Genomic DNA, 19,857 nt, shown 5'->3' with positions numbered 1-19,857 from the left:
GTTCAGCGCTCCATCGGGGTGGCGTCGCGGCCGCGCAGCACGATGTCGAATTCGTAGCCGAGCGCATAGCCTTCTTCGGTGATGTCCATCGAGAAGCGCGAGATCAGGCGATCGCGCGCGGCCTCGGGCGTGCCCTGAAAGATCGGGTCGTACGCGAGCAGCGGATCGCCGGGGAAGTACATCTGCGTGACGAGACGCGAGCCGAAGTAATCGCCGAACAGCGAGAAGTGGATGTGATTCGGGCGCCACGCGTTCGGATGGTTGCCCCACGGATACGCGCCGGGCTTGATCGTCAGGAAGCGGTAGCGGCCTTCGTCGTCGGTCAGGCAGCGGCCGGCACCGAGGAAGTTCGGGTCGAGCGGTGCATCGTGCTGGTCGACCTTGTGCACGTAGCGGCCGGCCGCGTTGGCCTGCCACACCTCGACGAGCGTGTTGCGCACGGGCTTGCCGCCTTCGTCGAGCACGCGGCCGGTGACGACCATCCGCTCGCCGAGCGGCTCGCCGTTCTTCACGGCGTTCTTCGTCAGGTCATGGTCGAGCGCGCCGAGATCTTCCGCGCCGTAGACGGGCGCGTACTGGTCGCGCAGCTTCTCCTTCAGCGGGATCAGCGGGCGGGTCGGGCCGCGCTTGACGGACGAACGGTACTCGGGGTGAACATAGGCCGGATGCGACGGCCAGTCGCGCGGCGTGAGGATCGTGGGGGAATCCATCGGGCGTCTCCTGTCAGTTTTTCGCGAAGTGGATGGCACGACTTTAGCCAATCCGGAAAGTTATGCAAAATGACCTTTTTTCGCGAATCGCATAACCGTTCGTTATGTTCGTGCTGACAATGAAAATTCCGCCGGACAGGCAACCTGTCCGGCGGAAAAAGCGATCGGGCTTCGCGTCGTCGGTGACGACCCCGTGCACGGCCCTCCAGCCAGCCCGTCGCTGTTTTTTGTCTTTCGTTCTCGTTGTTATCCGGTCTCCCCGAGCGTGCCCGTCGTCATGGATGGCGGGGATCGAAGACGATCCCGTCGAATTCGAGCACCAGCGTGCCGCTGCGCAGCAGCGCCGACGGTGTCGACGCGTGGCCGGCGCCGAGCACGTCGGTCACGTACTGCGCGCAGAAGCTGCGCCGCGCCCGCAGGTTCAAGCGACTGCCGAGCAGCGCATCGATTCGCTGTTCGGCCAGCGCATGAACGTGGCGCTGCGCGTCGGCCGACGCTGCCGCGACGCGGCGCGCCAGTGCGATGCGTCCGCCGTCGGTACGGGCGACGAAGCGCGACAGCGGCGTGAGCTTCGTCCACGCAAACGCGGTGGACTCGGCGATCAGCGGTTCGTCGCCCGACGTATCGACGACGATGCCGAAGCGATTGGCCCAGGTGTCGACCGCGCCAGCCGCGGCATCCGATGCACCGGCCGGTACGCGGATGAACACCAGATCGCCGACATGTGCGCCGGCGGCCAGCGTGCGCACGGTCGCGAGCGGCATCGTGCGATCGGTGTCGCGTGCATCGCGCGGGGCGGCGTGGTGCGGTTCGCAGAGGGCAGTGTCGATTCGGGTCGTCATTTCGGCTCCGTCGTTGCGTGACAGGACGGAGCGGATTATGCAGACAAGTAACCAAAAGTGCTGATGTGGATGCGCAAGTAGCCTAATATCCGACCTCGAGCATCATTTTTCGATACTGCCATGACCGAGACCGCCCAACTGATCGAAACGCTGAAGCGCCAGCTGAAGGCGCAGGGAATGACTTACCGGGACGTCGCGCGTGCGCTGGACGTGTCCGAGACGAGCGTGAAGCGGCTGTTCGCGAGCGGCCGCTTCACGCTGGAGCGTGTCGCGGAGATCGCCCAACTGCTCGGCTATACGCTCGCCGAGCTCGTGCAGGAAGCGTCGGCGTCCGCGCCGCGCTTGCGCGTGCTGACCGAGCAGCAGGAGGCGTTGCTGGTGTCGGACGAGAAACTGCTGCTGGTCGCCGTCTGCGCGATCAACTACTGGACCGTGCAGGACATCGTGTCGGCCTATCGGCTCACGCAGGCCGAGTGCGTGAAATATCTGCTGATGCTCGACCGGATGAACGTGATCGCGCTGCTGCCCGGCGACCGGATTCGCGTGCGCGTCGCGCGCGATTTCGACTGGCTGCCGGGCGGGCCGATTCGCCGCTACTTCCATGCGCACGTGCTCGACGACTTTCTCGGCAGCCGCTTCGACGGCCCGGGCGAGACGATGACGTTCCTGCAGGGGATGCTGACGGACGCGGCTGCCGCGGAGCTCGAACAGGAACTGCGGCGGCTCGCCAGCAAGGCGGCGGCGCTGCATGCGGAGTCGTCGTCCGCGCCGCTGGGGCAGAAGCACGGTACGGCCCTCCTGATCGCGAAACGAATCTGGGAGCCGACGGGATTCCACGCGCTGCGGCGCCATGCGTGATGCCGCGCCGAATGCTTGGGCCTTTCCGGAAAGTTATGCAAAATGGCGATTCATCATCATTCGCATAACGACTCGTTATGAATAACCGTATCGCCGACGGCCGTGTCAAATTCCGGCACCTGCAGTGTTTTCTCGCGGTCGCGCAGCTGGGCGGCGTGCAGAAGGCGGCCGAAAGCCTGTCGATCACGCAACCGGCCGTGTCGAAGACGATCGCCGAACTGGAGGCGATCCTCGGCGTGAAGCTGTTCGAGCGCGGCCGGCACGGCGCGCAGCCGACCCGCGAAGCGCAGCTGTTCATGCCGCACGCGAACGCGTGCGTGCTGGCGCTGCGGCAGGGCGTCGGGCTGCTGGCGCGCGAGGGCGGGGCGGCCGCCGCGACGCTGGAAATCGGCATGCTGCCGACCGTCGCGGCCTCGCTCGCGCCGGCCTTGATGAAGGCGCTGACCGCGCGCTGGCCGCGCATCGTCGTGCGGATCGCGACGGCCGCGAACGCCGAGTTGCTCGAGCGTCTGAAATCCGGCGCGATCGAGTGCGCGATCGGTCGGCTGTCGGAGCCCGAGCGGATGATCGGGCTCGCGTTCGAGCAGTTGTACAACGAGCCGCTCGTCGCGGTCGTGCGCGCGGGGCATCCGCTGCTCGCGAGCGCGGCGCCGGCCGCCGAGCTGGCGCGCTATCCGGTCGTGCTGCCGCCGTTCGGCACGTTGATCCGCCAGTCCGCCGAGCAACTGCTCGGCGCATGCGGCGCGCCGCCACTGGATTCGTTCATCGAGGTGCTGTCGGTATCGGTCGCGCGCGCCTTGGCGCTCGAGAATGACGCGGTCTGGTTCGTGCCGCTCTATGCGGCCGAATACGATCTGTCGGCCGGCGCGCTGGCGCGCCTGCCGCTGCCGTCGGCGGGCACGGACGAGCCGGTCGGGCTCGTGCTGCGTACCGATGCGCAACCGTCGCCGGTCGCGCGGACGCTGATCGACGCGGTGCGCGACATCGCGCGATCGCGGTTCGGCGATGCGCACCCGCACCGGGCGCCGCGTGCGGCGCGCAAGCCCGGTCGCGGCAAGCGTTGATTCATCGGGCCGGGCGACGCGCCGGGCCCGATCTCCTTTCTTGCTGCAGGGATCCGCCATTCGGCCAGTAGCCGTCATAGGGGTGCTTGGCATATCGTACCGTTTTTGATACGATTGGCGGCAAGACGATGACGAGACAGCAGATTCAGGCCACGCTCGGCGTGCGGTTCTTTCGCTCGGCCCGCGGCAACGAGCCGGTGCGCGAATGGCTCAACGCGCTCGGGCAAGTGGATCGAAGGGCGATCGGCGAAGAGATCAAGACCGTTCAACTCGGCTGGCCGCTCGGCATGCCGCTGGTCCGCAAGATGGCGAAGGATCTTTGGGAGATCCGCGTGGCGGTGCCGGGGCGCAGCGCTCGCGTGCTGTTCACGGTCGTCGGCGACACGATGGTGCTGCTGCACGGCTTCTTCAAGCAGTCGCGCGCCACGCCGTCGAACGATCTCGACGTCACCGTCGCGCGCCTGAAAGCGCTGACGCACGCCATCTGAATTCCCCGGTTGCGCCGGAATACACCGTCTCCGACGGTCGGGCAGCCGGCAACGCCATGCACTGGAGTACGACATGACGACCACGAACAATCCGCATATCGGCAGCGATTTCGATGCCTTTCTCGAAGCGGACGGCAATCTCGAAGCGGCCACCGCCACCGCGATCAAGCGCGTGATCGCGTGGCAGATCGGGCAGGAAATGAAGGCGCAGCACATCACGAAAACGGCGATGGCCGCGCGGATGAAAACCAGCCGCGCCGCACTCAACCGTCTGCTCGACGAAACCGACACGAGCCTCACGCTGGCGACGCTCGCGAGCGCGGCCGCCGCGCTCGGCAAACGGCTCAGCTTCGAGCTGGTGCCGGCCTGACCGGCGTGAACGAACGGCGCACGGGCGGCTCGACGTGATGGTTCGCGCGCCGGGCGGGGCGAGCGGGCCGGCGTCGGCCCGCGGGCGCATGCCGGGTCATTTGCGCGGGCCGGCGACCTGCAGATAAAGCAGTGCGCCGCCCGCGAGCAGTAGCGGGAACAGGAAATACCAGCCGGTCGTCATGAACAGTCCGGCCACCGCAATCAGCGAAATCCACGCGCAGCGATACGCGATGCCGCCACGCGGCAACAGTTTCAGCGCGGCCGCCGCGCCGAGCCCATACACCATCACGAAACATCCGGACGTCACAAGCACGAGCGGCTTCGGCCCGACGTCCGACAGCGCCGTGGCGGCCAGTGCGACGGCCGCGAGCACGGCGATCACGCCGAGGCTGCGGCGCGGCACGCCGCCCACCTGGCTGCCTTGCGCGAGCCACGCAGGCAACGCGCCGTCGCGTCCGAGCGCCGCGCCGAGCTTGGCCGCGCCCGCGAAATACGCGTTCATCGTGCCGAGCGTGAGCAGCAGCGCGGCGGCCGCCGCCAGCACTTGCGCATGGCCGCCGATGCCGCCCGCGATCAGTTCGGCGAGCGGCGCGCCCGATGCGCCTGCGGAAGGCCCGAGCACCGTCACGCTCGCGGCGGCGACCGACAGATACAGGAACCCGACGACCACGACCGCGATGCCGGCCGAACGCGGCATGTCGTGCGCGGGCCGGCGGAATTCGGCCGCGAGATGGGTGATCGCTTCCCAGCCGGCGAAGCTCCATACGAGCAGCGCGGCGGCCTGGCCGACGGCGAGCCAGCCATGCGGGGCGAACGGATGCAGGTTCGCGGTGCGCGCATGCGGCGCGGACGCAAGCACCGCGGCGAGCAGCAGCGCGACGAGCAGCGCCGACAACACCAGTTGCATGCGGCCCGACACGGTGACGCCGAATGCATTTGCGGCCGACACGGTCGCGATCAGCGCGGCGGCGGTGACGATGACCGTCGTGTGTCCGCCGCCCGTGACGGCCGCGACGTATGCACCGCCGAACATCGCGGCCGCCGGTGCGCCGGCAGGCACCGCGAAATAGAAGCACCAGCCGACGATGGCGGCAGCCTTCGGGCCGAACGCGCGCCGCGCGTAGGTCGACACACCGCCCGCATCGGGATAGCGGGCGCCGAGTGCGGCGAAGGTGGCCGCGAGCGGCCCGGACAGCACGACGAGCGCCGCCCATGCGAGCAGCGAGGCCGGCCCCGCGACTTCGGCGGCGAGCGCGGGCAGCGCGATCACGCCGGTGCCGAGCACCGCGCCGATATAGAGCGCGGCGCCCTGGAAAATGGTCAGCGAACCCGCGTGATGAGCAGCGGGCGAATCGGCATGCGAAGGCATGAGCGGCAGTCTCCGGGAGTCTTGTTTTGTGTGGACGACGCGCGAAAGCCCGCGCGGTCGATCACCGATGCTACCCGAACGATGGCGCTCGCGCGGCCCGGCGATGAGTAGTCTCGTGCCGCGACCGTGTCAGCCGATGTCAGCAGGAACGCGCGAGCCGCAGGCGCGCGTCCTCGCGCGCGGCAGGCGACAGGTCGGGCGCGTAATGGAACGTACCCGATACCAGCGAGGCGACGGGCACGCCATCGCGGAACAGCACGCGATTGCCGGCCAGCGCCGGCACCTTGTCGCCGGGCAACAGCGTGCCGGCGAGATTCAGCGGATCGGCGCCCGTCACGCATAGGTATTGTCCGTCGCCCGGTTGCCGTCGGAGTTCGCGCAGGATCGGGATGGCCTCGGGCAGCGCGAACTGCTCGCCCGCGAGCCCGGCGACGAAGCGACCGCCGCGAATCTCGCCGCGTGCTTCGAGGCGCTGCAGCACGCGCACGAGTTCGCGCCAGCTGGGCAGCCAGTCGGCTTCGCGTTCGAGCAGCCGCCAGAACACGACGCCGTAGCGGCGCAGCAGCGTCCACACGATATGTTCGAGCGCGTCGGGATCGGTCGTGGCGAGGTTGCGTTTCGGTGCAGGCGTGTCGTCATCCGGCGGTGCCTGACGCTGTACGAGCGCCCAGCGGCCGGCGTCGTCCATCCCGCCGATCAGCGCGCCGCCGCGGCGCGTGCGTGGCGCATACGTCGCGCTGCGCTTGACGGCCGGCTTCAGCAGCGCGCGCAGGCCCGCGTAGCTGTCCGCATTCACGAGGCCGGCCGACACGAGTTCGCCGAGCGCCTGTTCGAGTTCGACGGGCAGCATGCGCAGGTCGTCAAGCAGCGCATCGAAGAACATCGCGCCGTGCGCGGCGAGTGCGTCGCGCACTTGCGTGGCGCGCGCGGACAGCGCCGGTTGCGCATCGGGGTCCCGCAGCGCCTGCCACGCGGAAAGATGGCGGCGTGGCAGCAGCACGATTGGCGTCGTCTTCACGGGCGTGCCGGCCGCGCGCGCCGGCGCGCCGATGCGGGTCCACACGAGCTTGCCCGAGCGGCACAACTCGTCGAGGCCGCCCGCCGTGTAGTCGGTGAGCCGCGCGGGCAGCAGCGCGTCTTCCCACGCGCTTGCCGCGGCCTCGTAGCCTTCGAGCTGTTCGACCACGGCTGCCAGCGCGTCGCGGCCGGTGCCGCGCGTGTCGGGCGTCAGGTGCTGCCAGTGGAACAGGAAGCGCATGAAATCGGCGCGTTCGACCGGCTCGATCTCGCGACGCAGCCGCTTCACCGTATAGCGATGAATGCGCGCGAGCAGGTGGCGTTCGCACCATTCGTCGATCGTCGCGCCCGGCGTGAAGCGGCCGCGCATCACGTAGCCTTCGCGCTCCAGCGCCGCGAGCGCCGTCGCCACCGACGCGGGCGGCAGCCCGAGCGGCGCGGCGATCGCATCGAGCGTCAACGGCCCGAAGCCGGTGAGCCGCGCGCGGATCACGTCGACGAGCGCCGCATCGGCTTCCCACGGCTGCACGCATGCGGCCGGCACCTTGAGCGCTGGTGTCGCACGGGCGTCCGCATGCAGCGCGCGCAGGCAGACGAGCCGCTCGACCGGCACCCACAGCGCGGCGCCGCCCGGCGTGGCGAGTTTCGTCGCGCGGCGGCGTTCCGCGAGTTCCGCCAATCGCTCGGGCCAGCCTGCGTGCGCGTGCGCCTCGCTGTCGGCGACGCACGCGAGCGTGAGCAGCGCATCATGCATTTCGTCGGCGTCGCGCACGAGCGGCCACGCTTCGTCACGCACCGCGTCGATTGCGTCGGCGTCGAGCGCACCAAGATCGTCGGCCGATTCGGGATCGCTCCAGCGGCGCGACTGCACGGCCTGCGTGCGGCGTTCCTCGAGCGGCGCATCGTCGAGGAATGCGTAGGGCTTCGCGTTCAGGATCTCGGCCGCGAGCGGCGACGGCGCGGGCAAGTCGCGCGCGACGAGCTCGATCGCGCCGCTTTCGATCCGGCGCAGCAGCGCGAGCCAGCCGTCGGTGTCCATCGCGTCGTGCAGGCAGTCGTCGAGCGTCTGGTCGACGAGCGGATGATGCGGAATCTCGCGTTCGCCGACGATGTTCTCGAGGCACGCGACCTGATCGGGGAACACCGTCGCGAGCAGATCGTCGCTCTTCATCCGCTGCAGTTGCGGCGCGGTGCGCCGGCCGCCGGTGAAGCGCGGCAGCGCGAGCGCGGTGGTCGCGTTCCAGCGCCAGCGCACGCCGAACATCGGCGCGTCGAGCAGCGCCTGGGTCAGCACGTGCTCGGCGCTGGCCGAACGCAGGTAGCGCCACACTTCGTCGAGCGCGAAGCTGTGCGCGAGCGACAGCGACAGGATGATCGCGTCGTCGGTCGCGGCGGCCTGCAGTTCGAAGTTGAAGTTGCGGCAGAAGCGCTTGCGCAGCGCGAGCCCCCAGGCGCGGTTGATCCGGCTGCCGAACGGCGAATGGATCACGAGCTGCGTGCCGCCCGATTCGTCGAAGAAACGCTCCATCACGAGCGTGTCCTGCGTCGGCAACGCGCCGAGCGCGGCGCGGGTGCGCGCGAGGTAGTCGGCGATCTGGCGCGCGGCGTCGGGCGACAGGTGCAGATCGTCGACGAGCCAGCGCAACGCGGGGGCGAGGCGGCTTTCGGTGGGGGCGAGCGCGGTGCCGCCGGGCGCGTTGTCGGGCGAGACGGCGGGCAGCGCGTCAGTGTCAGCGGCCGCTTTTCGGGGTTTGCCGCGGGCGGTCGTCTTGCCGGCCTCGGTGACGTTCGCGTGCTTCGCCGTGTCGGCCCGCGGATGCCGGTCGCCTTCCGCGAACAGCGCATCGAGCCGCGCACGCAACCGGCCGACCGCCATCGACAGCTCGTCGCTGCGCCCGAGCCCCTCGCCGAGCCAGAACGGAATGCTCGGCGATTGACCCTGCGCATCCTCGACACGCACGCGGCCCGTCTCCACACGAATGATCCGGTACGACTGGTTGCCCAACTGGAACACGTCGCCGGCCAGGCTCTCGATCGCGAAATCCTCGTTGACTGTGCCCACCTGGATGCCCTGCGGTTCGAGCAGCACCGCGTAGTCGGCCATGTCGGGGATCGTGCCGCCGGAAGTGGTCGCGGTCATCATCGCGTTGCGGCGGCCGCGCACGGTGCCGCCCACCACGTCGCGATGCAGGTATGCGCCGCGCACGCCGCGCCGGCTCGTGAACCCTTCGGCGAGCATCTTCATCACTTCGTCGAAGCGCTCGCGCGTCAGCCGCGCGTACGGCGCGGCGCGCGTGAAGCTCGCATACAGCGCGTCTTCCTGCCATTCCGTGCACGCGACTTCGGCGACGATCTGCTGCGCGAGCACGTCGAGCGGCGCTTCGGGAATCCGCAGCGCGTCGAGTTCGCCGCGCTGCACGCAGTCGAGCAGCGCCGCGCATTCGACCAGCTCGTCGCGCGACAGCGGAAAGAGCCGCCCCTTCGGCACGCCGCCGACGTGGTGCCCCGAGCGGCCGACGCGTTGCAGGAACGGCGCGATGCCGCGCGGCGAGCCGACCTGGCAGACGAGATCGACGTCGCCGATGTCGATGCCCAGTTCGAGCGACGCGGTCGCGACGAGCAGTTTCAGTTCGCCGCGCTTCAGGCGCTGCTCGGCGTCGAAGCGGTGCTCCTTCGCGAGACTGCCGTGATGCGCGGCGATCGCGTCCTTGCCGAGCCGGTCGGCGAGATGGCGCGCCATGCGCTCGGCGGTGCGGCGCGTGTTGACGAACACCAGCGTCGTGCGGTGCGCGGCCGCGAGCCCCGCGATGCGGTCGTACACCTGTTCCCACACGTCGGTCGCCATCACCGGTTCGAGCGGCACGTTCGGCAGTTCGAGCGCGAGATCGCGCTCGCGCGTGTGGCCCGTGTCGACGATCGCGCAGTCGCGCGGCGCGTCGGCCGGCCCGCCGACCAGGAAGCGCGCGACCGCGTCGATCGGCTTTTGCGTGGCCGACAGCCCGATGCGCGGCAGCGCGCGGCCGACCAGCGCGTCGAGGCGTTCGAGCGACAGCGCGAGATGGCTGCCGCGCTTGGATGACGCAAGCGCATGGATTTCGTCGACGATGACCGAGCGCACGTTCGACAGCATTTGCCGCCCCGACGTGGACGACAGCAGCACGTACAGCGATTCGGGTGTGGTGACGAGGATGTGCGGCGCGCGCTTGCGCAGCGCGGCGCGTTCGGCCTGCGTCGTGTCGCCGGTGCGCACCGCGGTGCGGATCGCGGGCACCGGCAGGCCGAGTTGCGCGAGCGATTCCGCGATGCCGGCGAGCGGCGCGTCGAGGTTCACGTGGATGTCGTTCGACAGCGCCTTCAGCGGCGATACGTAGACGACCAGCGTCGCGTCGGGCAGCGTGCCGTCATGCGCGAGCGCATCGCGCACCAGATCGTCGAGCGCGCACAGGAACGCGGTGAGCGTCTTGCCGGAGCCGGTCGGCGCGGCGACGAGCGTCGAGCGGCCGGCCTTGATGTGCGGCCACGCGAGCGCCTGCGCGCCGGTCGGCGCGGCGAACGTGCGGCGGAACCACGCGGCGACGGCCGGGTGGAACACGTCGAGCGCGCGGGCGGCAGGGCGGGTAGCTGTGACGTCCATCGGAGCGTTGAAATAGGGTGCGAGCGGGGGGCGAGCGTGCGACGGATCGCACGCGAATCGAATTGTCAGTGTGCCAGACGCCGCGCGCGCGTGCCGGGCATGCGTGCCGACGATTCCAATTCAGATGGGGGCCCGCGCCGTGCTTTCAATCGACGGAAAGTTGCGTGCCCGCCGGCACGCCGAGCGCGCGCTGAATTGTGTCGAATTGCAACTGGGCCGAGCCCCAAGCCTGAATTTTTCCGAACAGCGGAACGTGCGTGATGAGCGCGAACCGCTCCTAGACGCGATGCAGCCAGCCGAGCCAGTGTTCCACCAACGGCGCACGCGACCACAGCGACTGCGCGAGCCACAGCGTGCCGCCCCACGCGGCGGCCACGACGATCAGGTCGCAACGCCCGCTGTTCCACAGGTTCAGCGAATGGCGCCGCCAGATCCACGGTACGCCGAGCGGATTGGGCCAGTCGGAGAGCAGGTGCATCACGCCGCCGCAGGCGAAGCCGAACAGCGGCGCGGCCCACAGCGGATGCGGATGATGGGTGAGCCCGTGCCAGCCGAGCGCGAGCAGCGCGACCCAGCCGATACCCCAGTGCGTGAGGGTGCGATGCGTGATCCACAGGCGGCGTTTGCGGCTCCACCAGGCGACTTCGAGCCAGTCGGGCGCGGTGCCGCCCGCGACGCCCGCCGCGAACGCGGCGAGCATGCCCGAATGCCACGGGCCGGTTGCGCCGGTTTGCGCGACGAGGACGGCGGCGGCGACGCCGGCCGCGAAGCCGGACGCGTGATGCGCATTGTGTGATGCCATAGCGAGCGAGACGAGGAAACGTGAAGCGGCGCGTGCACGAAACGATGATGCGGCGCGCAAGCGGGGCGCTATCTTCGCAGATCGGCCTGAGCCGCGCGCGGCGCGTTTGCAGATTTTTTTACGCGCAATGCACGGCATGCCGCGCGATTCGCAACTTTCGGTTTTGTGCATTGCGCGACGGCGCGCGCCGCAGGCGGTGCCGAACGCTCCACGTGTGCGTCGCGGCGCCGCAACGTGACCGGCCGCACACACGCGGCACGCTTTCGTCGCGCGCCGCGTGTTCGACCCTTTTTGTGCCCCTATACTACGAAGCCGGCATATGGCCGTCGGCGCGCCAGCGGCCATCCACGGATCAGGTGCTTGTCGTGCCTGAAGGAGATCCACATGGGGGACATGCAATGACTACGCTGAATCGCTTCAAATCATCCGCCGCCGTGCTGGCGACGGTGGCCGGCATCGGCTTCCTGCCGAACGCGCCCGCCTACGCGAAGGGGCCGCAGCCCGCGGTCCTGACGAGCTCGGCGGTGGCGGTGGCCGACAAGTACAGCGCGGATGCCGCGGAGCGGATCTTCAAGGAAGGCGGCAACGCGATCGACGCAGCCGTCGCGATCGCGTTCACGCTGGCCGTCACGTACCCGGAAGCCGGCAACATCGGCGGCGGCGGCTTCATGACGATCTACAAGGACGGCAAGCCGTACTTCATCGATTACCGCGAGCGCGCGCCGCTCGCCGCGACGAAGGACATGTACCTCGACAAGGACGGCAACGTCGTCAAGGGCATGAGCCTGTACGGCCCGCGCGCGGTCGGCGTGCCGGGCACGGTCGCGGGCATGTGGGAGGCGCAGAAGCGCTTCGGCAAGCTGAAATGGAAGCAGGTGCTCGCGCCGGCGATCCACTACGCGCGCGACGGCTTCGTCGTCGACGAACAGCTCGCGCAGCGCGGCGTCGACGCATCGAAGGAGTTTGGCGGCAAGACCAACTTCGACAAGTATTTTTCCGGGCTGAAGGCCGGCGCGAACTTCAAGCAGCCCGATCTCGCCGACGTGCTGACGCGCATCGCGAACGGCGGCGCGGAGGGCTTCTACAAGGGCAAGACGGCCGAACTGATCGCCGCGTCGATGAAGACCGGCGACGGCAACGGGCTGATCACGACCGAAGATCTCGCGCAGTACCGCGCGGTGTGGCGCCAGCCGGTGCAGGCGAAGTGGAACGGCTATGACGTGATCACCGCGCCGCCGCCGAGCTCCGGCGGCATCGGCCTCGTGCAGTTGCTGAAGATGAAGGCCGACCTCAAGCAGGACTTCGAGGGCGTGAAGCTCAACTCGCCGCAGTACATCCACCTCGTCGCGGAAATCGAAAAGCGCGTGTTCGCCGATCGCGCGCAGTATCTCGGCGATCCCGACTTCTACAAGGTGCCGATCGCGCAGCTGACCGACGACGCGTACATCGCGAAGCGCGCGGCCGAGGTCAACCCGAAGGAGCCGTCGGACACGAAGAGCGTGCAGCCGGGCCTCGGCACGACGATGCCGGAGAAGGCCGAAACGACGCATTTCTCGGTGGTCGACAAGTGGGGCAACGCGGTATCGAACACGTACACGATCAACGGCTATTTCGGCTCGGGCGTGATCGCCGACGGCACGGGCATCGTGCTGAACGACGAGATGGACGACTTCTCCGCGAAGCCGGGCGTCGCAAACATGTTCGGCGTGGTCGGCAGCGACGCGAACGCGATCGAACCGAAGAAGCGCCCGCTGTCGTCGATGTCGCCGACGATCATGACGAAGGACGGCAAGGTGTCGCTGGTGATCGGCACGCCGGGCGGCTCGCGCATCTTCACGTCGATCTTCCAGGTGATCAACAACATCTACGACTTCAAGATGCCGCTGAAGGAAGCGGTCGGCGCGATGCGTTTCCATCACCAGCTGCTGCCGCCGAACACGATCTTCTGGGAGCCGTACCACCCGATCGAAGGCGAACTCGCGAAGCAGATCGAGGCGCGCGGCTATACGCTGAAGGGGCAGGATTTCAGCGGCGACATCCAGGTCATCAAGATCGATGGCAAGACGCCGGAGGCGATGGCCGATCCGCGCGGGCGGGGCGTGACGCGGGTCATTCGTTGACGTTGACGTTGACGTTGACGTTGACGTGAAGCGATGCGTGCGCGTTGGCGACAGCCGCCGCGCGCGCCGTTCGGCAGCCGGTGTCTCGACCCGGCTGCCGAATTTTTTCAGCCGGTCGTTCGGATGAAGCCCGCGATCCGCGCGGCAATGGCTTCGGGCGGATCCTCGAGGCAGCCGTGCCCGATGCCGGTCCGCTCATTTCGCTTCCGACGGGCTTGGCCGCCCGTTTTCATGAATTTGACGCGCGACGCTGGGATAATGGGCGAGTTTGGCTGCGTCAATGATGGAAGGAGGCCCCATGGGCGACAACGATACCCGCACCGAGACCGACAACCGCACCGATACGGACCCGATGGAAGCGCGCCAGCGCCGTTTCGAGGAGGATCTCGTCGACGCCTACGACGAAGAGCTCGAGATGGAGCTCGACGACCGCCGCTTCGACGACGGCGAGGACCTGCTGTTCTCGCCCGAGCGTCGCGAGGCGCGCAAGGAATATTTCCGCGAGCTGTTCCGGCTGCAAGGCGAGCTCGTGAAGCTGCAGGACTGGGTCGTGAATACCGGACACCGGCTCGTCGTCATTTTCGAGGGGCGCGACGCGGCCGGCAAGGGCGGCGCGATCAAGCGCATCACGCAGCGCCTGAACCCGCGCGTGTGCCGGGTTGCCGCGCTGCCGGCGCCGAACAACCGCGAGCGCACGCAATGGTACTTCCAGCGCTATGTCGCGCATCTGCCGGCCGGCGGCGAGATCGTGCTGTTCGACCGCAGCTGGTACAACCGTGCGGGTGTCGAGCGCGTGATGAATTTCTGTACCGACGACGAGTACGAGGAATTTTTCCGGTCGGTGCCCGAGTTCGAGAAGATGCTCGTGCGCAGCGGGATCCAGATCGTCAAGTACTGGTTCTCGATCACCGACCACGAGCAGGAGCTGCGCTTCCAGAGCCGGATCGCGGATCCGCTGAAGCAGTGGAAGCTGAGCCCGATGGACCTCGAAAGCCGCCGCCGCTGGGAGGCTTATACGGCCGCGAAGGAAGAGATGCTGCAGCGCACGCATATTCCCGAGGCGCCGTGGTGGGTCGTGCAGGCCGTCGACAAGAAGCGCGCACGGCTGAACTGCATTCACCATCTGCTGGGCCAGGTGCCGTATCACGAGGTGCCGCGCCCGACGATCGATCTGCCGCAGCGCGAGCATCACGAGGATTACATTCGCCGGCCGGTGCCGGACAACATGATCGTGCCGGACGTTTATTGAGCGATTCGCCCGGTCGATCGCAATGCGACGAAGCGCGCCGCGGTATGCGGCGCGTTTTTTTGAGGTCTGGCGGAGGGTGGGCGGTTCGAATGCATGCAGTGCATGCGTACGCGCGCGCCGCGCGGGCTGTCGCCGCAACGGCTCAAAGATCAGGAAACCCCGAGCGCCCCTGCGTCAGATCGAACAGTTCGGCTCTTGCCGCGGCTTCGGCGGTTTCGGGCAGCTTGATCACGAGCTTCACCGTCATCCCGTACGCGCTGTCCACCAGTTCATAGCCGGCTTGTTCGATCCAGCGGCGCACGCGCGCCTCTTCCGGGTAGCCGATCTCGACCGCGAGCCGCGTGCGCCGAATGCGCTCGACGCGCTCGGCATCGAGCAGCGCCGATGCGATCGCATCCGTATACGCACGCACCAGCCCGCCCGCGCCGAGCTTCACGCCGCCGTAGTAACGCACGACCGCGCCGAGCACGCCGTCGAGGTCGTGATGGCGCAGCACTTCGAGGATCGGCCGGCCCGCGGTGCCCGACGGCTCGCCGTCGTCCGACATACCGGACTGGCCGCCCGCCAGCAACGCCCAGCACACGTGGGTGGCCGCCGGGTGCTCGTCGCGCAGGCGTTGCAGGACCTGCATCGCGGCATCGCGGTCCTCGACCGGAACCGCGTACGCGATGAAACGGCTCTTGCGGATTTCGAGTTCGCGGATGGTGGAGGCGGCGAGCGAGTAACTCATGCGTCGCGACGCGGAAAGTGTAGGGAAGTCAAGGCGATGATAGCTGGTCGATGCGTTTGACGGGGGCCCGTGGACGAATGGATATCGTCTGCATGAGCGCGGGGCAAAGACGGAATTTTACCGTGGCGCGCGTCGAAGCATTTCGATGTCGCTGCGCACGGCATCAACGCACGCCGACCGACGACCGCAGCGCGGCGCCCAGCGTGCGCAGCGCCTGCCGGGCGTGCGCATCGGTCAGATTCGAGTAGAGCACCACGTCGCGCGTCGGCAACGGCGGCAGCCCGTAGCGCATCCCCATGTCGACGGTGCCGGCGGGCGCCACGCGATGCCCGAGCGCCGCGACGGCCAGCCCCGCGGACACCGCCGCGCCGATCGTCGCCACGCCGCCGCCGACGAAGACTTCCGTCCACGCGACACCGGCTTCGTCCAGCGCGTCGACCGCCATGCGGCGCACGCTGCACGGTTCGGCCTGCGTGGCGAGCCGCAGCGGTTGCGGCGGATGGTATTCGAAATCGGCCGCCGCCATCCAGCCGAACGACTCCGACAGAATGGTTTCGCCGTCGAGCCGCCGGCTGTCGTGCTGCAGCGCGACGGCCGCATCGAGCAGGCCGCGATCGAACGCATCGAGCACGTCGCGCGACGCGGCGACGCGGATCTCCAGCACCAGCGCCGGCTCCGCTTCGCTCATCCGCCGCAACAGCATCGGCAGATCGGCGCCGACGACATGGTGGCTGACGCCGATCACCAGCCGTCGCCGGCTCGTGCCGAACGCGCTGATTGCGCCATGGTGAGCAACCACCAGTTCGCGCGCCGGCTCCAGGAACGCAGTGCCGTCGGCCGACAGACGAACCTGCCGCGGCGTGCGTTCCAGCAGACGGCGGCCGAGCCCGTCTTCCAGCCGCTTGATCTTCAGGCTCACCGCGGACTGCGTGGTGTCCAGCGCCTCCGCCGCCCGCGTGAAGCTCTTGAGATCGGCGGTCAGCACGAATGCCTGCACGGCTTCGATGTCGAGCGTTTTCATCGCACCCTCGGTCATTTCAGAATCGAATCATTGAAATATTCTGCCATCGTCTTTTCAAATGATTCAAGGTCTTCTACGCTGCGTTCATGCCGTCCGGAATGCCGTCCGTTTCTTTCGCCAGGAGTCGATCATGCTGACCGCGTACTACGTGCACCGCCTGCCGGCGGACTACGACCTCGACATCATCCGCCAGCGTGTGCGCGAGCGCGGCCGCCTGTGGGACGGCACGCCGGACCTGCTGTTCAAGGGATTCCTGCTGCGCGAGGCAGGCCGCCACGGCGCGACGGAATACGGCTACGCGTCGTTTTACCTGTGGCGCAACGAACAGGCGTTCGCGCGGTTCGTGACGGACGGCCGCTATCGGGTCGTGACGGACAGTTTCGGCCGCGCGCCGATCGACACGCAGGTGGCGCTGGACGCGCGCAAGGGCACTGCGTCGACGGGACGTTTCGCGCGTCTGGAAACGATCGAGATTCCGGCGGATGCCGACCTCGATGCGGCACTGGCGCGGGAGATCGAACGCAATCGCGAAGCGGCGGCACGGCAGGGCGTGGTCGCGGCGGCCGTCAGCCTCGATCCGCTGCGCTGGCGGCTGACGCGTGCGCTCGTGACGGAACACGAACCGGACGACGGCGGCGCGGGCACGGTGTACCAGGTCCTGCATCTGGCGAGGCCGCTGCTCGACACGCTGGAAGCGGGCGGCGCGTGATGGCCGGCATCATGTCGCGATTGCCGGCCGGTGTGGTGGTAGCCGCGCATCTGGCCGGTGTGGTGGCGGGCATCGCCGCGATTGCGGCGCTTGCGACGATGCTGGCGCTGCTGTTCAGATAAGGCGCTTCAGCGCAGTGGTGGTTCAGAAGGGGCGCCGCGCATGCGATGCACGGCGCCCCCGGGTCGCTTCATCGCCGCTTGCTCAGTGGCCCTGCAAGCGGATATCGCGCGACGACGCGCCGACATACACGGTCCCGCCCGGCACGAGCTTCCAGCCGTTGCGCGACGTATCCCACACGCTCTGCATCCGTGGCGACACGGTCACGCGCACACGCCGCGCCTCGCCCGGATTCAGCCGGATCTTTTCCCAGCCGACCAGCCGCTTCGGCGGCTCGTCCTTGTACGGCACGCCGAGATAGACCTGCGGTATTTCGGCGCCGGCGACGCGCCCGTCGTTGCGCACGGTGAACGCGACGCTCAGCGAGCCGTCCCATTGCTTCGACACCGACAGGCCCGAATACGCGAAGTGCGTATACGACAGGCCGTAGCCGAACTCGAACATCGGCTTGATGTTGCGCGCGTCATACCAGCGGTAACCCATGTTCAGTTTTTCCGCGTACACCGGGTCGGGGTCGAACGTGCCGTTTTGCCCCCACGTCGGCGAGTCCTGATCGCGCGCCGGGAACGTCACGGGCAGCTTGCCCGACGGATTGACCGCACCGAACACCACGTTCGCGATCGCCTTGCCGCCGGCTTCGCCCGGATACCACGCCTCGACGATGGCCGACACGTTGTCCTTCCACGGCATCAGCACCGGGTTGCCGCTCTGGACGACGACGATCGTATGCGGATTCGCGCGCGCGACGGCTTCGACGAGCGCATCCTGGTTCGACGGGTTCGCGAGGCTCAGGCTCTGCAGATCGCCGAAATCCTCGCCGGCCGGCTGCGCGACCACGACGATCGCGACATCCGAGCGGCCCGCGAGCGCCGCGGCCTGATCGATTTCCTGCTGCGTGTATGCGCGGAACGGCGACTGCTGGTCGCTGTTGCCTGCATACGTGACCTGGGCGGCCGGCGCCAGCGCGCGGATCGCCGCGACGATCGGCACGTCGACCTTGAGCCACGGATTGCGCCACCAGCTGCACCCGGTCGACGACCCGAACGTCAGGCCGCCGCAGCCGGCGAACGAACCCGATACCGGGTCGCGCGTGTTGCCCGAGCCGCCGCCGGACAGCACGGCCGCATCCGCATGGCCGCCGATCACGGCGATACGCGACAGCGCCGACGCGACCAGCGGCAACTGGTTGCCGTCGTTCTTCAGCAGAACGATCGACTGCTCGGCGGCCGCCTGCGCGAACCGGTTGCCGGCCGCGAAATCGATCGTGCCGCCGCCCTGGGCCGGATCGTCCATCACGCCGACACGGATCATCACCGCGAGCTTGCGGCGCACCATGTCGTCGAGGCGCGCGGTCGACACCGAGCCGTTCGCGATCGCCTGCTTGACGGCCGCCGGCGTCAGGTACACGCTCGGCCCGACGTCTTCTTCCTCGTCCAGGCCGGCGTTGATCGCGGCGGCGGTGCTGTGCGTGGCGCCCCAGTCGGACTGCACCTGGCCCTGGAAGCCCCACTCGTTTTTCAGCACGTCGTTCAGCAGGTGAGGGTTCTCGCACGCATAGGTGCCGTTCAGGCGGTTGTAGCTGCACATCACGCTGCCGGGCCGGCCGCGCTTCGCGGCGATCTCGAACGGCAGCAGGTACAGCTCGCGCAGCGTGCGCTCGTCGATCTGCGTATTGCCGCCCATCCGGCCGTGTTCCTGCTCGTTGCCGGCGTAGTGCTTGATCGTGGCGATGACTTTCTGCCGCTGCGTGGCGAGCGTGCGTTCGGCGAGCAGGTCGCCGGCGAGCAGCGGATCCTCGCCGAGATACTCGAACAGGCGGCCGCCGCGCGGCTCGCGCGCGAGGTTGGTGCCGCCGGCGAGGCCCATGCCGAATCCTTGCGCGCGCAACTGGATCGCGACCTGCTTGCCGAAGTCGTACGACAGCCGCCGATCCCAGCTCGCGGCGACCGCGATCGTGGCCGGGAACGTCGTGCTGGCCTGCGACGTGCTGCCGGAGCCGGTCGCCGAATCGACCATGTTGAGATCGGGAATGCCGAGCCGCGGCACGCCCTGGATGTAGCCGGCGCCGCCGCCCGGCACTTTGGACATTTCGTATTGCGAATGAATGAATTGTAGTTTTTCGTCGAGCGTCATCTTGCGCACGAGCAGGTCGGCGCGCCGTTGCGCGGCGGCTGACGCGAACGTGTCGGTCGCGTCAGCCTGCGCATTGAAATCGGCGTCGCCGGCGTAGGCGGTGGTGCAGAGGGTCGCTGCCAGCACGACGGCCGGCCAGAGTGTGTCCCGCATGTTGCTCTCCTGATCGTATTGCCGGTTGTTGGAATGATGTCTGGAGTTGCGTACGTCCGGCGGATTCGCACCGGACGCATTCGGCTGGCGATGCAGGGTGGTTGCGCGTCGGCATGCCAGCCAGGCGGGGAATCGTTACGGCCGGTTGGGCTCGATCGAGCAACGCGGACGGCGACGCGGACCGTCCGATGCTGCCGAATCGGATGTAGCGATTCTCTGCAGCGACTAATCGTACGAATGTAGTTTGACTACAGCATCGGTGTTTCTACCGATACGTGTGATCTTTATTTCGTAGGGACGCGCGGCGGGGCGGAAAGGCGGTCATCGTTCCCGATCGGGCCTGCGCGGCAGAGTAAGAATTGCCTGCGCATGGGGCGCTCGGAGGGGCGGAAGGTCGGGACGTGTATGCCCGTGCGATATGGTTCGTTGCGCGCGCATCGAATGGAACAGCGTCGGATGCCGGTCG

16 protein-coding genes are annotated in these 19,857 nt (G+C 68.3%); 8 read left to right on the top strand and 8 right to left on the bottom strand.

Going from position 1 to position 19,857, the window contains the following annotated elements; all coding sequences use genetic code 11:
* Nucleotides 1–2: 2 nt before the first annotated feature.
* Both pcaH and J8I33_RS02500 read right to left on the bottom strand, forming a co-directional pair.
* On the bottom strand, nucleotides 3–710 hold the full coding sequence (gene pcaH, locus J8I33_RS02505) for a protocatechuate 3,4-dioxygenase subunit beta (RefSeq protein ID WP_006489685.1): 708 nt from the start codon (nucleotides 708–710) through the stop codon (nucleotides 3–5).
* A gap of 275 nt (nucleotides 711–985) precedes the next feature.
* The gene (locus tag J8I33_RS02500) at nucleotides 986–1,552 is read right to left on the bottom strand and encodes a YiiX/YebB-like N1pC/P60 family cysteine hydrolase (protein WP_050010835.1); all 567 of its coding nucleotides are present in this window, start codon (nucleotides 1,550–1,552) and stop codon (nucleotides 986–988) included.
* 120 nt (nucleotides 1,553–1,672) lie between these two features.
* Here J8I33_RS02500 and J8I33_RS02495 point away from each other — a divergent pair, with 120 nt between their 5' ends.
* The 4 genes from J8I33_RS02495 to J8I33_RS02480 all read left to right on the top strand — a co-directional run bounded on the left by J8I33_RS02495 (nucleotide 1,673) and on the right by J8I33_RS02480 (nucleotide 4,332).
* A complete protein-coding gene (locus tag J8I33_RS02495) occupies nucleotides 1,673–2,410 on the top strand; it encodes a helix-turn-helix transcriptional regulator (protein WP_050010837.1) in 738 nt (245 codons plus the stop codon).
* Between the two features lie 77 nt (nucleotides 2,411–2,487).
* Entirely contained in the window at nucleotides 2,488–3,474 is a 987-nt protein-coding gene (pcaQ, locus tag J8I33_RS02490) for a pca operon transcription factor PcaQ (protein WP_050010839.1), read from the top strand.
* A gap of 128 nt (nucleotides 3,475–3,602) precedes the next feature.
* Nucleotides 3,603–3,962, top strand: coding sequence for a type II toxin-antitoxin system RelE/ParE family toxin (locus J8I33_RS02485; protein ID WP_124554150.1), 360 nt, complete (start codon nucleotides 3,603–3,605; stop codon nucleotides 3,960–3,962).
* Nucleotides 3,963–4,035: 73 nt separating this feature from the next.
* A complete protein-coding gene (locus tag J8I33_RS02480; protein ID WP_012338300.1) occupies nucleotides 4,036–4,332 on the top strand; it encodes an XRE family transcriptional regulator in 297 nt (98 codons plus the stop codon).
* Nucleotides 4,333–4,428: 96 nt separating this feature from the next.
* On the opposite strand, the gene J8I33_RS02475 is transcribed toward J8I33_RS02480, so the two are convergent.
* From J8I33_RS02475 to J8I33_RS02465, 3 genes are all read right to left on the bottom strand, one after another.
* Nucleotides 4,429–5,703, bottom strand: a complete 1,275-nt coding sequence (locus tag J8I33_RS02475; RefSeq protein ID WP_124650949.1) for an amino acid permease — start codon at nucleotides 5,701–5,703, stop codon at nucleotides 4,429–4,431.
* Between the two features lie 139 nt (nucleotides 5,704–5,842).
* Nucleotides 5,843–10,354: a DEAD/DEAH box helicase gene (locus J8I33_RS02470; protein ID WP_209932863.1), complete on the bottom strand. Its 4,512-nt coding sequence runs from the start codon at nucleotides 10,352–10,354 to the stop codon at nucleotides 5,843–5,845.
* Between the two features lie 277 nt (nucleotides 10,355–10,631).
* Nucleotides 10,632–11,156, bottom strand: coding sequence for a metal-dependent hydrolase (locus J8I33_RS02465; protein WP_209932861.1), 525 nt, complete (start codon nucleotides 11,154–11,156; stop codon nucleotides 10,632–10,634).
* A gap of 398 nt (nucleotides 11,157–11,554) precedes the next feature.
* Here J8I33_RS02465 and ggt point away from each other — a divergent pair, with 398 nt between their 5' ends.
* Both ggt and ppk2 read left to right on the top strand, forming a co-directional pair.
* A complete protein-coding gene (ggt, locus tag J8I33_RS02460; protein ID WP_050010847.1) occupies nucleotides 11,555–13,276 on the top strand; it encodes a gamma-glutamyltransferase in 1,722 nt (573 codons plus the stop codon).
* Nucleotides 13,277–13,574: 298 nt separating this feature from the next.
* On the top strand, nucleotides 13,575–14,525 hold the full coding sequence (ppk2, locus tag J8I33_RS02455) for a polyphosphate kinase 2 (RefSeq protein WP_050010849.1): 951 nt from the start codon (nucleotides 13,575–13,577) through the stop codon (nucleotides 14,523–14,525).
* 142 nt (nucleotides 14,526–14,667) lie between these two features.
* Here ppk2 and J8I33_RS02450 read toward each other — a convergent pair whose 3' ends face one another.
* Nucleotides 14,668–15,255 (bottom strand): YigZ family protein, encoded by a 588-nt coding sequence (locus J8I33_RS02450; RefSeq protein ID WP_124630314.1) that lies wholly within the window; start codon nucleotides 15,253–15,255, stop codon nucleotides 14,668–14,670.
* A gap of 163 nt (nucleotides 15,256–15,418) precedes the next feature.
* Nucleotides 15,419–16,276, bottom strand: a complete 858-nt coding sequence (locus J8I33_RS02445) for a LysR family transcriptional regulator (protein ID WP_209932858.1) — start codon at nucleotides 16,274–16,276, stop codon at nucleotides 15,419–15,421.
* 130 nt (nucleotides 16,277–16,406) lie between these two features.
* Between J8I33_RS02445 and J8I33_RS02440 the strand changes: the two genes are divergently transcribed.
* A complete protein-coding gene (locus J8I33_RS02440) occupies nucleotides 16,407–16,985 on the top strand; it encodes a DUF4865 family protein (RefSeq protein ID WP_209932856.1) in 579 nt (192 codons plus the stop codon).
* Nucleotides 16,985–17,107, top strand: a complete 123-nt coding sequence (locus tag J8I33_RS34720; RefSeq protein ID WP_280884144.1) for a hypothetical protein — start codon at nucleotides 16,985–16,987, stop codon at nucleotides 17,105–17,107. The genes J8I33_RS02440 and J8I33_RS34720 overlap by 1 nt, the downstream gene beginning before the upstream one ends.
* 82 nt (nucleotides 17,108–17,189) lie before the next feature.
* Here J8I33_RS34720 and J8I33_RS02435 read toward each other — a convergent pair whose 3' ends face one another.
* Nucleotides 17,190–19,391 carry a glycoside hydrolase family 3 C-terminal domain-containing protein gene (locus tag J8I33_RS02435; RefSeq protein WP_209932854.1) on the bottom strand — a complete coding sequence of 734 codons (2,202 nt, stop codon included), beginning with the start codon at nucleotides 19,389–19,391 and terminating at the stop codon, nucleotides 17,190–17,192.
* Nucleotides 19,392–19,857 lie beyond the last annotated feature (466 nt).

Origin of the sequence: Burkholderia sp. AcTa6-5 (assembly GCF_017815075.1) — a bacterium.
Classification (GTDB): domain Bacteria; phylum Pseudomonadota; class Gammaproteobacteria; order Burkholderiales; family Burkholderiaceae; genus Burkholderia; species Burkholderia sola.
This window is presented reverse-complemented; position numbering and strand designations above follow the sequence as displayed.

Coding starts and splice junctions, on each gene's coding strand:
- pcaH (WP_006489685.1), bottom strand. CDS start 710: ATGGATTCCCCCACGATCCTCACGCCGCGCGACTGGCCGTCGCATCCG.
- J8I33_RS02500 (WP_050010835.1), bottom strand. CDS start 1,552: ATGACGACCCGAATCGACACTGCCCTCTGCGAACCGCACCACGCCGCC.
- J8I33_RS02495 (WP_050010837.1), top strand. CDS start 1,673: ATGACCGAGACCGCCCAACTGATCGAAACGCTGAAGCGCCAGCTGAAG.
- pcaQ (WP_050010839.1), top strand. CDS start 2,488: ATGAATAACCGTATCGCCGACGGCCGTGTCAAATTCCGGCACCTGCAG.
- J8I33_RS02485 (WP_124554150.1), top strand. CDS start 3,603: ATGACGAGACAGCAGATTCAGGCCACGCTCGGCGTGCGGTTCTTTCGC.
- J8I33_RS02480 (WP_012338300.1), top strand. CDS start 4,036: ATGACGACCACGAACAATCCGCATATCGGCAGCGATTTCGATGCCTTT.
- J8I33_RS02475 (WP_124650949.1), bottom strand. CDS start 5,703: ATGCCTTCGCATGCCGATTCGCCCGCTGCTCATCACGCGGGTTCGCTG.
- J8I33_RS02470 (WP_209932863.1), bottom strand. CDS start 10,354: ATGGACGTCACAGCTACCCGCCCTGCCGCCCGCGCGCTCGACGTGTTC.
- J8I33_RS02465 (WP_209932861.1), bottom strand. CDS start 11,156: ATGGCATCACACAATGCGCATCACGCGTCCGGCTTCGCGGCCGGCGTC.
- ggt (WP_050010847.1), top strand. CDS start 11,555: ATGACTACGCTGAATCGCTTCAAATCATCCGCCGCCGTGCTGGCGACG.
- ppk2 (WP_050010849.1), top strand. CDS start 13,575: ATGGGCGACAACGATACCCGCACCGAGACCGACAACCGCACCGATACG.
- J8I33_RS02450 (WP_124630314.1), bottom strand. CDS start 15,255: ATGAGTTACTCGCTCGCCGCCTCCACCATCCGCGAACTCGAAATCCGC.
- J8I33_RS02445 (WP_209932858.1), bottom strand. CDS start 16,276: ATGAAAACGCTCGACATCGAAGCCGTGCAGGCATTCGTGCTGACCGCC.
- J8I33_RS02440 (WP_209932856.1), top strand. CDS start 16,407: ATGCTGACCGCGTACTACGTGCACCGCCTGCCGGCGGACTACGACCTC.
- J8I33_RS34720 (WP_280884144.1), top strand. CDS start 16,985: ATGGCCGGCATCATGTCGCGATTGCCGGCCGGTGTGGTGGTAGCCGCG.
- J8I33_RS02435 (WP_209932854.1), bottom strand. CDS start 19,391: ATGCGGGACACACTCTGGCCGGCCGTCGTGCTGGCAGCGACCCTCTGC.